This window comes from Pararhizobium sp. IMCC3301, from assembly GCF_030758315.1.
Classification (GTDB): domain Bacteria; phylum Pseudomonadota; class Alphaproteobacteria; order Rhizobiales.
The window spans coordinates 4,215,300-4,228,482 of record NZ_CP132336.1 but is presented as its reverse complement, the minus strand read 5'-3'; the positions used below and the strand labels follow the sequence as shown (position 1 = coordinate 4,228,482).

Annotated in this window: 13 protein-coding genes; 4 read left to right on the top strand and 9 right to left on the bottom strand. The window is 56.7% G+C overall.

Features of this window, described 5'->3' with window-relative positions:
• Positions 1 to 37: 37 nt before the first annotated feature.
• Both RAL88_RS20070 and RAL88_RS20065 read left to right on the top strand, forming a co-directional pair.
• Positions 38 to 1,174 (top strand): PA0069 family radical SAM protein, encoded by a 1,137-nt coding sequence (locus tag RAL88_RS20070; RefSeq protein WP_306265925.1) that lies wholly within the window; start codon positions 38 to 40, stop codon positions 1,172 to 1,174.
• Positions 1,175 to 1,328: 154 nt separating this feature from the next.
• The gene (locus tag RAL88_RS20065; RefSeq protein WP_306265924.1) at positions 1,329 to 2,003 is read left to right on the top strand and encodes a ribonuclease HII; all 675 of its coding nucleotides are present in this window, start codon (positions 1,329 to 1,331) and stop codon (positions 2,001 to 2,003) included.
• Between the two features lie 67 nt (positions 2,004 to 2,070).
• On the opposite strand, the gene RAL88_RS20060 is transcribed toward RAL88_RS20065, so the two are convergent.
• From RAL88_RS20060 to RAL88_RS20025, 8 genes are all read right to left on the bottom strand, one after another.
• Entirely contained in the window at positions 2,071 to 2,553 is a 483-nt protein-coding gene (locus RAL88_RS20060) for a F0F1 ATP synthase subunit B (RefSeq protein WP_306265922.1), read from the bottom strand.
• 11 nt (positions 2,554 to 2,564) lie between these two features.
• Complete coding sequence (locus tag RAL88_RS20055; RefSeq protein WP_306265920.1) at positions 2,565 to 3,095, bottom strand: F0F1 ATP synthase subunit B; 531 nt, start codon at positions 3,093 to 3,095, stop codon at positions 2,565 to 2,567.
• Between the two features lie 62 nt (positions 3,096 to 3,157).
• Positions 3,158 to 3,382: a F0F1 ATP synthase subunit C gene (locus RAL88_RS20050; RefSeq protein WP_306265918.1), complete on the bottom strand. Its 225-nt coding sequence runs from the start codon at positions 3,380 to 3,382 to the stop codon at positions 3,158 to 3,160.
• A gap of 68 nt (positions 3,383 to 3,450) precedes the next feature.
• Positions 3,451 to 4,203: a F0F1 ATP synthase subunit A gene (locus RAL88_RS20045; RefSeq protein WP_306265916.1), complete on the bottom strand. Its 753-nt coding sequence runs from the start codon at positions 4,201 to 4,203 to the stop codon at positions 3,451 to 3,453.
• Positions 4,204 to 4,248: 45 nt separating this feature from the next.
• Positions 4,249 to 4,608 carry an AtpZ/AtpI family protein gene (locus RAL88_RS20040; protein ID WP_306265914.1) on the bottom strand — a complete coding sequence of 120 codons (360 nt, stop codon included), beginning with the start codon at positions 4,606 to 4,608 and terminating at the stop codon, positions 4,249 to 4,251.
• A 315-nt stretch (positions 4,609 to 4,923) separates the two neighbouring features.
• Positions 4,924 to 8,391 (bottom strand): chromosome segregation protein SMC, encoded by a 3,468-nt coding sequence (smc, locus tag RAL88_RS20035; RefSeq protein ID WP_306265912.1) that lies wholly within the window; start codon positions 8,389 to 8,391, stop codon positions 4,924 to 4,926.
• Between the two features lie 105 nt (positions 8,392 to 8,496).
• Positions 8,497 to 9,141, bottom strand: a complete 645-nt coding sequence (locus RAL88_RS20030) for a DsbA family protein (RefSeq protein WP_306265910.1) — start codon at positions 9,139 to 9,141, stop codon at positions 8,497 to 8,499.
• A gap of 121 nt (positions 9,142 to 9,262) precedes the next feature.
• Entirely contained in the window at positions 9,263 to 9,811 is a 549-nt protein-coding gene (locus tag RAL88_RS20025; protein ID WP_306265908.1) for a DUF721 domain-containing protein, read from the bottom strand.
• Positions 9,812 to 9,838: 27 nt separating this feature from the next.
• Between RAL88_RS20025 and mutY the strand changes: the two genes are divergently transcribed.
• Together mutY and RAL88_RS20015 are read left to right on the top strand one after the other, a co-directional pair.
• On the top strand, positions 9,839 to 10,945 hold the full coding sequence (gene mutY / locus RAL88_RS20020; protein ID WP_306265906.1) for an A/G-specific adenine glycosylase: 1,107 nt from the start codon (positions 9,839 to 9,841) through the stop codon (positions 10,943 to 10,945).
• A gap of 51 nt (positions 10,946 to 10,996) precedes the next feature.
• Positions 10,997 to 12,259, top strand: coding sequence for an MFS transporter (locus tag RAL88_RS20015; protein ID WP_306265904.1), 1,263 nt, complete (start codon positions 10,997 to 10,999; stop codon positions 12,257 to 12,259).
• 41 nt (positions 12,260 to 12,300) lie between these two features.
• Here the strand turns inward: RAL88_RS20015 and RAL88_RS20010 are convergent, their stop codons facing one another.
• Complete coding sequence (locus RAL88_RS20010; RefSeq protein ID WP_306265902.1) at positions 12,301 to 13,131, bottom strand: helix-turn-helix domain-containing protein; 831 nt, start codon at positions 13,129 to 13,131, stop codon at positions 12,301 to 12,303.
• Positions 13,132 to 13,183 lie beyond the last annotated feature (52 nt).

Genomic DNA, 13,183 nt, shown 5'->3' with positions numbered 1-13,183 from the left:
TTCTTGTTTTGTTCTTGTTTTGCATTATTCTATTGGTATGGAGAACAAAACACAGATCATTGGTTTTGACAGTCATCGCGTCGGCGTGCAGTTCGACCCGCGCAAAGGCCGCGGTGCGGTCAGTAATGCCAGCGGCCGGTTTGAGCCGGTCAGACGCGAGACTTTCGATGATGGCTGGGATGTTGAGAGCGGGCTTGAAACCGGGCCGGAAAAGCTGAAGACCGAGGTTCAGGTCGAACATCCAAAGCGGATTATCACGCGCAATCAGTCGCCCGATATTTCATTCGACCGCTCAATTAACCCCTATCGTGGTTGTGAGCATGGCTGTTCATATTGTTTTGCCCGCCCCAGCCACGCCTATATGGGGTTGTCGCCGGGTCAGGATTTTGAATCGCGGCTGTTCGCAAAGCCGGATGCGGCCGCTTTGCTGGAAAAGGAACTGGCTGATGCCAGATATGTGCCAAAGGTCATAGCCATGGGCACCAATACCGATCCTTACCAGCCGATCGAGAAAACATGGCGCATCACCCGCTCGATACTGGAAGTGCTGGAGCGGACCAATCACCCGGTGGGGATTGTCACCAAATCCGCGATGATTCAGCGCGACATCGATATTCTGGCACGGATGGCGGAAAAGGGCCTGGTCAAAGTGGCGCTGTCGGTCACGACGCTGGACCCGAAACTGGCGCGCAGCATGGAGCCAAGGGCTGCCAGCCCGGCAAAGCGCCTGGAAACCCTGCAGGCCCTGCATGACGCCGGAATTCCAACGGCAATGATGGTGGCGCCGATTATTCCGGCGCTGAATGACAGTGAAATTGAACGCATTCTGGAAGCTGGCAAAGCCGTTGGTATCAATCAGGCCGGCTATGTGATGCTGCGCCTGCCTCTGGAAGTGCGCGATATTTTCCGGCAGTGGTTGCTGACGCATTATCCGGACCGCTACAGGCATGTGATGTCGTTGGTAAAATCGATGCGCGATGGCAAGGACTACGATGCCACCTGGGGCCGGCGGATGCGTGGCAGCGGCCCCTATGCCTGGATGATCGGCCGGCGCTTTGAAAAGGCCTGCGAGCGGTTGAAAATCGGCACAAATCGCGCCGAGTTGCGCACGGATCTGTTTACCGCTCCGGCGAAGCAGAATGATCAGATGTCACTGTTCGATCTGGCCTGCTGAGACAGTGGACCGGATTGGTTTCACATAGACAATCTTGCAGGAAGCGGGCTTGCAGGAAGCGGGGTTTTTCAGCACTGTTGCTGGCATGTCGTCTCAACTTTTCGATTCCCCATACCGGGCACCGGCAGACCGCACGCATTCCTGCATGCCAGACATGGCTGTGGAGTCTTTGGCCTGTGCGCGGCTGCTGGCGCTGCAGCGAAACGGCCAGACAGCCGCTTTGCCATTGTTCAGGCAGATTTCCAAACGTGATTTAAATTCAGCCCGGAAACTGTTTGCCATTGCCGGTGTGGACGAAGCCGGACGCGGGCCTCTTGCCGGCCCGGTTGTGACCGCAGCGGTTATCCTTGATCCGCGCCACATTCCCGATGGGCTGAACGATTCCAAAAAACTGTCTGCCGGACAGCGTGCGGAGTTGTTTGACAAGTTGATTGCCCGACACAGCGTCGCAATTGCCTGGGCAACTGCGCAGCGCATAGACCGGATGAACATCCGCGCAGCGACGCTGTGGGCCATGACGCAGGCCGTTGCCGCCCTGCCCGCGCAGCCCGATGGTGTGCTGATCGACGGGCGCGACATACCGGCCGGTCTGCCCTGTCCCGGCGGTGCCGTGATCAAGGGCGACAATCTGTCTCAGTCGATTGCTGCCGCATCAATTATTGCCAAGGTGACGCGCGACCGGATGATGCAGATATGCGGCAGGGATGCCCCGGGCTATGGACTTGAGAAGCATATGGGCTACGGCACGCAGTTCCACCGTGCGGCCATCCTCAGCAAAGGTGGAACGCGGCATCACCGGCTCAGCTTCCGGCCTTTGCGGGATTTATAAATGACGCATACGAAAAGGCCGGGAACTACCCGGCCTTGCGTGATTGAGACTATGCTGATGAGAGGTGTCAGTTGAGCTTGGAGGCCACATCCTTGATGCTTTTACCGATGAGATCGTCAGCAAGCTTGCCGCTGACCTTTTCTGCCATGATCGCCTGAGCTGCCTGAATGGCGACGTCCACCGAACGCGATCGGACATCCTGGATTGCCTGGGATTCGGCCTGGGCGATTTTCTCTTCGGCCTGCTTCTGCCGCCGCACGACATAGGCTTCCAGTTTTTTTCCAGCTTCAACCGCCATCGCCTTGGCTTCGCGCTGGGCCTGGCTGATGATATCTTCCGCCTCGCGCTCCGCCTCACGCTGCTTGCGCTGATATTCAGCCAGCAAGGCCTGCGCTTCTTCACGCAGGCGGCGGGCTTCTTCAAGCTCGGAGCGAATCTTATTCCCGCGATTGTCCAGCCCTTCAGCCAGCTTGCCTGGAACTTTGAGGTAAACGATCAGAACCAGAAACAGCACAAAGGCGACAAAGGCCCAGAATGTTGCGTCAAGCATTGTGTCCGCTCCTATGCTGCTTTTTCAGCCGCAGTAACGGCCTTTTTCAAAGCCGCTTTGGTTGGCTTTGTTCCAATGAGAGCAATGACCAGCTCCGAGGCGGTATCTTCAGCGATGGAGGATACTTCAGCCATGGCCTGCTTTCGCGTATCAGCGATACTGGCTTCGGCTTCCGCCATTTTGACACCGACGTCGGCATCAACCCTGGCCTGCTCCGCATCGACTTCGGCCTGCGCCTTGTCGCGGGCGACATGAGCAATATCCTGCGCTTTCCGGCGCGCTGTGGCCAGAGCCTGTTCGTAAGAGGCAATCGCCTCTTCAGACTCATCCTTCAGCCTTTGCGCTTCATCAAGATCGCTCAGTATCCGGTCACGGCGCACCTCCAGAATGTCGCTCAGCTGCGGTAATGCAACTTTCGACATCAGCCAGTAAAGCACACCAAATGTGATCGCCAGCCAGAGCAACTGCGATGCAAAGGTTGATGGATCAAAAGGGGGAAACGATCCTGCCGCTTCTGCACCATTTTCTGGTGTTGTGGCCACGGTCTTCTACTCCTAAAAAGCTCGGACGCGGCGGGCGAACCCGCCGCATTGCATGTCTTGGCTTACGCGAAGAGCAGCAGCAGAGCGACCAGCAGAGAGAAAATGCCGAGGGCTTCTGTCACCGCGAAACCAAAAATCAGACGGCCGAACTGACCATCGGCGGCTGATGGATTGCGAAGTGCGCCGGACAGATAATTACCAAAAATCTGACCAAGACCAATAGCCGCGCCGCCCATTCCCAGGCATGCGATGCCAGCGCCGATTGCTTGTGCTGCTGCAAGTTCCATTTTGATGCTCCTTAAGCTTCATAAAGTTAACCAGCGGTCATGTCTGACCACTGGAATTGGGTTGATATTCAGTGACCAGGATGAACCGCGTCGTTGAGGTACATGCAGGTCAAAACAGTGAAAACATAGGCCTGGAGAAAGGCCACAAGAAATTCCAGACCAGTCAGAGCGACGGTCATGATAAGTGGCAGGATAGATCCGGCGATGCCGATGGCACCCAAAGCCGACATGCTGGTGACAAAACCGGCAAAGACTTTCACGGTGATATGCCCGGCCAGCATATTGGCAAACAGACGCACTGACAGGCTGATCGGACGCGAGAGGAAGGAGATGACCTCAATCGCAACAACCAGCGGCATCAGAACGACCGGAATTCCACTGGGAACGAACAGTTTCAGAAAGCTGAATCCGTGACGCAGAAATCCATAGATCACCACGGTCATGATCACCAGCATGGCCAAAGCAAAGGTCACGATTATGTGGCTGGTTACGGTAAAGAAATATGGGAACATGCCAAACAGATTGGCGAATAGAACAAACACAAACAGGGAGAATACAAGCGGGAAAAACCGCATGCCCTCAGACCCCGCCGCATCGCGCAGCGTCTTGGCAACAAATTCATAAGTCAATTCCGTCATCGACTGCCAGCGACCGGGCACCAGCGAACGGCTGCTCGAACCCATCAGCAGAAAGGCTGTCACAGCAGCCACCGTGGCAATCATGAAGATTGCGGAATTCGTCAATGCGAATTCAACACCGCCGACTTCGCCCAAAGGCGCAAACTTCGAGATTCGAAACTGATCAATAGGATTGGTCGCCACAGATTTCTGCCCTTACTTATCTAATCCCAGGATCGCTCAATGTCTCTACTTCAAGTCATCACGCGGTTTTTCAAACGGCTTTTCCACCTTCCCGACTGAACGCAGAACGTTCAATACACCGGCAGCAAACCCGAGCAGCAAAAATATAATGAGACCGAAGGGAGAGCTGTCCAGCCAGCCATCAATCACATATCCAAGCCCGGCTCCCACCAGAATACCAGATGCAAACTCCGCACCCAGCTTCAAGCCTTGCGCCAACTCCAAGTTACCGGAACCGGAACGCTCGACTTTCTGGCTTGCTTTGCTGTCCTCACGATGAAGTCGCGATTTCAACTGATCCAACCGGGCATCGAGTTCAGCATTCTGACGCTCACCCGGCTCTTCAGGGTGATTTTGCGTGGTCATACTGTTCCCGCAGATTTTCTGCCAAATTCGAGCGCAACATAGTTGTGCCTCCATTCAGTGTCAAGCATTGGTGAAAGCGCCTTAAGGTATTGAAAAATATTCATTTTTACTTTTTTTTTGGAACAAATGCGACGAATAACCCGCCGGGACCGGGACCCCGGTGCCCTATTCATAACGTTTTTTGGTCAATTTCGAGCACATTTTATGCATGCTGCCTCCTATGAATCGGATTTAGAAGCCAGCAACATGAAAAGCGTTCCCACAGGCGGCACGCACACAAACCCGGTCATATGATTCCAAGTGCCGTTAAATGATCTAGCTTGCTTCAAGATACTCTTCGGCGGTCTGCAAATCCACTGAAACCAGCTGGGATACTCCGCGTTCCGCCATTGTAACCCCGAACAGCCGGTCCATACGGGCCATTGTGATGGGATTATGGGTAACGATGACGAATCGCGTGTCAGTCTGACGGTTCATTTCGTCGACCAGACTGCAGAATCGTTCTACATTGGCATCGTCCAGCGGAGCATCAACTTCGTCGAGCACGCAGATCGGTGCCGGATTGGTCAGAAACACAGCAAAGATCAGCGACATCGCTGTCAGCGCTTGTTCGCCGCCGGACAGCAGGGTCATGGTCTGCGGCTTCTTGCCGGGCGGTCTGGCGATGATTTCCAGACCGGCTTCCAGAGGATCATCGGACTCCGTCAGTTTCAACTCGGCCTGCCCACCGCCAAACAAATGCGAGAACAGATGCTGGAAATGGCCGTTGACCACTTCAAAAGCAGCCAGAAGGCGCTCCCGCCCTTCGCGGTTGAGGCTTTGAATGCCCAGCCTCAACCGGCGAATGGCCTCGATCAGATCGTCGCGTTCAGCGATCAGCCCTTCAAGCTGTGCGCTGACTTCGCCAGCTTCTTCCTCGGCGCGCAGATTGACGCCGCCAAGCCGTTCGCGCTCTGCCTTCAGGCGGTCGAGCCGCTTGTCAATCGAATCAACATCAGGAAGGCGGGCCTCGGCCACAAGTCCGGTCTTGTCGTGCAACTGCGATGGCTTGCACTCAATCACGTCATCTATGCGCGCCTCAATATCGGCGAGGCGCTGCTTTGCCGATTCAGTGCGCTCTTCGGCCCGCACCTGCGTCTCGCGCGCTGTGTTTAAAGCTGCCAGCGCCTGTTTGGCAAGGTGATCCGACTTGCGCAATTCACTGTCACCGACAGATCTTGCATCGGACGTGCTGGCCCGGTCCGTTTCCGCTTTTGCTATCTGAGACAACAGGGATTGGCGACGATGCAGAAACGTGTCAGGCGCTTCATCGAGAACCGTCTTTTCGCGGACGTGCTCACCAAGGCGGCTCTGCAACCTGTCGATCTGCTGTCCTGCCTCCGCCATGCGCCGCTGCCAGTTGGTCCGCTCATTGGCGATGGCCTGGAGGCGCTGGGTGCGACGCGCCGCCTCCCTTTCCTGTCCCTGAAGAGCCGCGCGCGCTTCCGCCGCAGCGCTGCGCGCTTCGGCAATCTTCACTCGCAACCTGCCAACCTGCTCTTCATCGCTGTTATCGGCCGGCAACGCCTGCAACTGCGTGCCCGCCTCGTGCAACTGTGTCTGAGTCTCGGCCAAGGTTGACTCAAGACGTTTGAGCGCCTCTTCCAGCGCCGCTTTGCGATTGGTAATGCGGCTGCGCTGCTGTTCTGCCTGGGCCAGATCTTCCTGCGCCCGTGCCTGTGCCAGCCGCAGCTGTTTCAGTTTCTGGCGCAAGGCCTGATCTGTCTCTTCGGCGTGACGCAATGCCGTGACGACTTCTTGCCAGTCCGTATTGAGCCGCTGCACGGCGCGTTCGGTATCCTCGGCACCGGATTCCAGTTCTGCCAGACGGTTTCTGTTTTCAAGCCGGAGAGCGGCAGCGCTGGGCGCTTCACTGGCCATGACAAAGCCATCCCAACGCCACAGATCGCCTTCCCGCGAGACAAGCCGTTGCCCCGGTTTCAGCAATTTCTGCAGTTCCGCACCATCTGCCTTATCGACCAGGCCGATCTGGCTGAGGCGGCGGGCCAGCAGATCCGGACCTTTGATATGCTGCAAGAGCGGAATTGAATTTTCCGGCAGGGCTGCGTCCCCGCTCACAGGGCCGGCTGGCTCCAGCGCGCGCCAATGAGTTGGCGCATTTGCGTCAAACGGCACATCGATATCATCGCCAAGCGCGGCCCCCAGTGCCGTTTCAAGGCCAGGAGCAACCGTCAGCGCATCCACCAGAGGCGGCCATAGATCAGCCTCATCGAGCTGGAGAATACGGGCGAGCGTTTTAGCCTCGGTTTGCAGAGCCCGTAAATCCTGTTCCGCCTGACGCAATGGTTTGCGGGCGTCGGCATCCTGCTGGCGTAAAGCACGCAGAGCGGTTTCGGCCTGCTCAAGAGCCGCTTCCATATCAGCGACATCGCGCAGCCGGTCACTGACCGCGGATTGCAGGTCCGTCAGGACTGCGTCTGTTCCCAATTGCAGTTCAATGGCTTCCAGTTCCCGCGCCACAGAGTGTTTTTGTGTTGTGTTTTGCGAAAGCGCGCGTTCCGCGCCGGCAATAACCCGCTGCAACTGAGTGCGTTCAGCGGCAGTGGCTGCCTGGACGCGGTTGAGTTCGGCGAGTTCCTGTTCCAGCACCTGAAGAGTCTTTTCGCGAGCCTGAAGGTCCGTTTTCAATCCGGCAACCTGATCTGACTGGTGATCACCGTCATCCTTCAGTTCGGCATCTTCAGCCGCCAGCTTGGCGAGATTGTCATCATTGTCTTTGGTGAGTTGCTGCTCGCGGTCCAGATCCTGCTGCAGCTGTTCGATCCGGCCTGCCAGTTCGGTTTGCCGGCTCTTTGAGCGTGCCTCATCGGCCTCCAGCGCATCGCGCGCAACGATCAGGGTCTGAAGCACGGCACTGGCTCGGGCCTCGGCATCAAGCAATTTTGGCAGTTGTTCGCGCAACACCGCCTCATCGCGGGCGGTTTCGGCCTGAATTTTCGTCCGGGTCGCCATTTCAAGTGTGACACTTTTCAGAGCTTCCCCTGCCGCTTCGACAGCATTGCGGGCCGCGATCCATTGCAGATAGAGCAAGGTTGCCTCCGCCTTGCGAATTTCACCGGACAGGTTCTTGTAACGGCTGGCCTGCCGGGACTGGCGCTTCAGACCATCCAGCTGAGCCTGAATCTGGGTCAGGACATCGTCCAGGCGGTCGAGATTGGTTTCGGCGGCCCTGAGGCGCAATTCAGCTTCATGACGGCGCGAATAGAGGCCGGAAATACCGGCCGCCTCTTCCAGGATTGCGCGGCGCGATGTTGGCTTGGCGCTGATCAGTTCGCCGATCTGGCCCTGACGCACCAGAGCAGGCGAACGCGACCCGGTCGAGGCGTCCGCAAACAGCAATTGCACATCGCGTGCCCGCACATCCTTGCCATTGATCTTGTAAACCGATCCGGCTTCGCGCTCGATACGGCGGGTCACCTCCAGCACATCGCTGTCGTTGAACGCAGCGGGTGCCGTGCGGTCTGCATTATCGACAAATAAGGTGACTTCCGCGGTGTTCCGCGACGGGCGGTTCAGCGAACCGGAGAAAATGACGTCATCCATGCCGGATGCACGCATATTCTTGTAGGAGCTTTCACCCATCACCCAACGCAGAGCTTCCACCAGATTGGATTTGCCGCAGCCATTTGGCCCGACAATGCCGGTCTGTCCGTCCTTGATGTGAAATTCTATCGGGTCAACGAATGATTTGAAGCCCAGAATTCTGAGCCTGGTAAACATCATCGGACGCACTCCGCAGCAGCTGCAGATGCTGCTGCGATAAATTTACGATTCAGGGATTTTCGGCACGCGGGAGCCGGTCCCGCGCACCGCATTGGCGAGTGGCTGTCAAAGCATTGGCTGAATGACCGCGTCCACTTCCTCAATCGTCATAGATCCTATCTGACGGGCACCATTGAAAAAGAAGGTTGGTGTTGAGGAAACCTTGAATTCCTGATCGGCCCGTTTTCTGACCCAGTTTACACCGTCAAGAAGCTCCTGATTAGTCAAGCATTCCTTGAATGTCTCCTGTGTAAAACCCAGCTGGAACGCTATTTTCTGCAGTTCAGCCACAACATTCTCACTGGAAGCCCATTCCCGCTGGCGTTCAAAGAATATTTCAACGGTGTCAAAAAACTTACCTTCAGGCGCACAGCGGGCCAACATGGCAACAGCCGTAGCCACCGGATCCAGCGGAAATTCGCGGAAAATGAAATAGACCTGCCCGGTCTCAATGTATTTTTCCTTGAACGGCGTGTAAGTGTTGTTATGGAAATTGGCGCAGTGGCCGCAGGTCATACTGGCATATTCGACCACCGTTACCGGCGCGTCGGGGTCACCCAGCGCTTGCTCACCCAGCGGCCCTGCCACCTTCAGCTTTTCGATATCAGCATTGCCAGCCTGAGCCCAGGCGGCACCGCCAAGCAGCGGTGTGAGGCCGGCAGCGGCGACAAGACCGGCGCTGTTTTGAATCATGGTTCTGCGGGAAATCATTAACAGGTATCCTCCTGTGGAAAATCGGCAATGCAGACTGCCGGTTGAATAAGGTCTCGAGGGATATAGGGCATAACGAACGCAAATAAAATTCGTTGCCGCATATTGAACGAAAAAGGCATCATTTTCCTGTCAGAATGGCAGCACCCAGACGCTTTAACGATGATTGCAGATCCGCCTCGCCGATATCCGCCAGGCGGGCTTCCAGATTTTCCGCTTCCGCTTCCGTCAGAGGCCTGTTCTGCGCTCTGGCCTTTGGCCGGGCAAGTGTGAACTGACCTTGAATGATGCGCACCCGGCCAATGGCCTGATATCCCAGAAACTGATTGACCCGCTCCAGAACCTGCGGAATTTCATGCTGAAAAAACAGTGCCTGGGACGGCAGCACGCGGACGGTTAACACTGCAGGAGCCGCATCAGCGCCGCGCTGGTCGTGGCGTTTGGGCCAGTGCACGGATTCCGGATAAGTCGAGGATTCGTAATCCGGGCCGACAATATCGGGCCACCAGGACAACAGCGAAGCGGAGCCGAATCCGCGCCGAGCGCAAATCGGATCCAGCGTCGCACCGATCAGATCGGCGAGCGGACGGACGCCCTTTCGCGGCTTTTTCCTTGAAGATTTTCCAGTGTCATTGACCATCGACACAGGATCAACGATATCTGCCGCCACTGCAACATTTTCATCCGGAATTCGGCGTTGAAAGACAAAATTCTGTCCCCGTCAACTGCAAGCCTGCTGTTGAACTGGTATGACCGCCACGGGCGCCAACTGCCATGGCGCGAGCGCCCGCAAGACGGGCGGCAGATGGCGGCAGATCCTTACCGCGTCTGGCTTTCGGAAATCATGCTGCAGCAGACCACTGTGACGGCCGTCAGGCCATATTATGAGAAGTTTCTGGCGCTGTGGCCGTCAATCGCTCAACTGGCAGCGGCTGATGAGGAGGCGGTGATGGTGGCCTGGGCCGGCCTTGGCTATTATTCGCGTGCCCGTAATCTGCTTAAATGCGCCCGGCTGGTGGCGACACAGTTAAACGGTGAATTTCCGCGTACAGCGGCGCAATTGCAGGCGCTGCCTGGGATCGGTCCCTATACCGCGGCCGCTGTCGCCGCTATCGCATTTCGCGATCCGGCTGCGGTGGTCGACGGCAATGTGGAGCGCGTGGTGACGCGGTTGCTGGCCATAACCACCCCTCTTCCGGCCGCAAAGCAACTGGTGCGAGAAGCCCTGCTGCCGATTATCCCGGTTGAACGTCCCGGCGATCTGGCGCAGGCCTTGATGGATCTGGGGGCCACATTGTGCGCGCCGAAACGGCCGGCCTGCAGCCTGTGTCCGCTGCAAAACCAGTGTCACGCCTTTGCTGCCGGAACGCAGGAAGCCTATCCGGTCAAACTGCCAAAGGCGCAAAAGCCGACTAGGGTAGGCGCAGCGTTTCTGCTGATTCGGCAGGATCAGCAGATCTGGCTGCAAAAACGTGCTGACCGTGGCCTGCTTGCCGGTATGACAGAAGTGCCGACCAGCAACTGGACCTCCCGCCAGGACGGCGTCACCACAAGCGATGCCGCACCGCTGGTTGCAAATTGGCAAACCGCCGGCAAGGTGCGTCATACTTTCACCCATTTTCATCTGGTACTGACGGTTTATAAAGCGGATTATAAAGCGGAGATTGCGGCTGATACGACCGCTGCACACAGACCGAATTCGCTGCCGGAAAATGGCTGGTGGCGCGATCTGGCTTCGCTGCAGGATGAAGCGCTTCCAAATCTGATGCGCAAGGTCATTGCACAGGGGCTGACACCTTGTTGAAATGCAGCTTGCAATAGTTGGTTTACGGCGTATTGATCGCTGGAAATTGTTATGCCGCCTGTGTTAAAGCGCCCCATGATCAGACAGATCCTTCCCATATTTACCCTTATTCTCGGCAGTGCGTTTCTGATGGCCGCCGGAGGCATCAACGGGTTGATTTTGCCGCTGCGCGGATCAGCGGAGGGCTTTTCAGCTTTTTCGCTGGGTATGCTGGGTACGGGCTGGGCGATCGGCTATGTTCTTGGATGTGTGCTTGTTCCGGGGGTTGTGACGCGGGTCGGACATGTGCGTTCGTTCAGCGTGATGGCGGGGGTTGCCGTTATTTCCGTGCTTTTGTCGCTGCTGATCATTCATCCAGCCGCCTGGATTCCATTGCGGGCACTGGCCGGATTCAGCTTTGCCGGCGGTGCCATGATCGTGGAAAGCTGGATGAATGAACGCACTGATCCATCCTTCCGCGGCCGGGTTTTTGCAACTTACACAATGGTCAATCTGGCGGCAACGACATTCGGCCAGCTGCTGCTGATCAGCGGCGATCCCAGCGGCTATTTTTTCTTTGTCCTGGCTGCAGTGTTCTATGCCTGTTCGCTGTTTCCCACAGCGCTCTCCACCTCCAGCGCACCACAACCCCTGGTGCGTCCGAAGCTGGATATCAAGACGCTCTGGCTGAATTCGCCGATTGCCGTTGTGGCGGTGTTTCTGGTTGGTGTCTCCAACAGTTCATACGGCACGCTGGCAGCGGTTTATGGCCAACAGATCGGACTCGACATTGCCTCGATCGCGCTGCTCGTCAGCATCACTATTCTCGCAGGCGCCGTGTTTCAGCTTCCCGTCGGCTGGCTGTCCGACCGCACCGACCGGCGTGCCGTCCTGATCGGACTGGCATCGATTGCCGGTGTTGTGGATCTGTTTTTTCTGATCTTTCAACCCCGGGACGTGACCACAGTGCTGGTTGCTTCAGCCATTTTCGGGGCCATGGTATATGCCATGTATCCGGTGATTGTCGCCCATGCAAATGACCATGCTGACAAGAATTCTTTCCTCAGGATCAGTTCCGGACTGCTGCTGGTTTTTGGTGCAGGCAGCATTCTCGGCCCGCTTCTGGGCGGTGGCATGATGGCGCTTTTGGGACCCGATACACTGTTCGGAACCACATTGCTGGCCCATGTCATTATCGTGGGCTTTGCCGGATGGCGGATGTCCAAACGGGCACCGGTTGAAGATGATATGAAGGGGGACTTTGTTACCATCTCGACCGTGCGCATGAATACGTCGGAAACGGCCACGCTGGATCCCAGGACGGACGAGGATTGACGAGCGCCTTGCTGCAAAATTGGAGCCAGAGCGGGTCAAATCTATAAACGGCTCTGGAAAACCGTTCCGTCAGTTGCAAAATATTTCCCCGGCGTGTGTCCGGTGGCCTTTTTGAACATGGCAACGAAGGCACTTGACCCCTCATAGCCCAGTGCGTGGGCTACATCGCCAACCCGAATGCCGTTCGATAATTGAGAGATTGCCTCCATGAGTCGGGCCTGGGACACCCATTTGCGCCATGTCAGGCCTGTCTCACGCAGAAAATGCCGTTCAAAACTGCGAACACTCAGACCGGCATTTGCGGCCAGCCCCGCCAGCTTCGGCGGTGCCGCCAGATTGGCGATCAAATCCGCCGTGGCTGCACGGAGCCTGAGACTTTCAGGTTCGGGCAAATGCAACGGCATCACCTGAACCATTCTCAGCTCATTGACCATAATGGCCAGCAAATGCGGCGCACTGCCCTGCTCATCATAGAGTCGCGGCAGGGTCAGGAAGGATAACAGGCATTCGCGCATCAGTGCTGTCATGTGAATGACTGTGACATTGTCCGGCAACCCTTTGTCTGGCAAGCCTTTGTCTGGCAAGCCTTTGAAAATATCAGGGTCGAGATAGAGAAACCTGGCTCTGGCCTGGGTTACCGCCTTCACCGCGTGCTCCATGCCAGACGGCATCCAGACAGCCCTTTCCGGGGGCACGATCCATGTCCCCGCTTCAGACACCACCTTCAGGGAGCCGGATGTCGCATAAATCAACTGTCCGCGCCAATGGCTGTGTGGCTTGTTCATAAAGCCTTTTTCCCATTCGCAGGCAAAGCCCAATGCGGCACGCGAAATATCATGATCCGTGGGAAGATACATATCGGGATGAAACATGCTGAACCTGGCGTGTAGACGATATATTTTGTCAAAATAGCGCTAACTCACC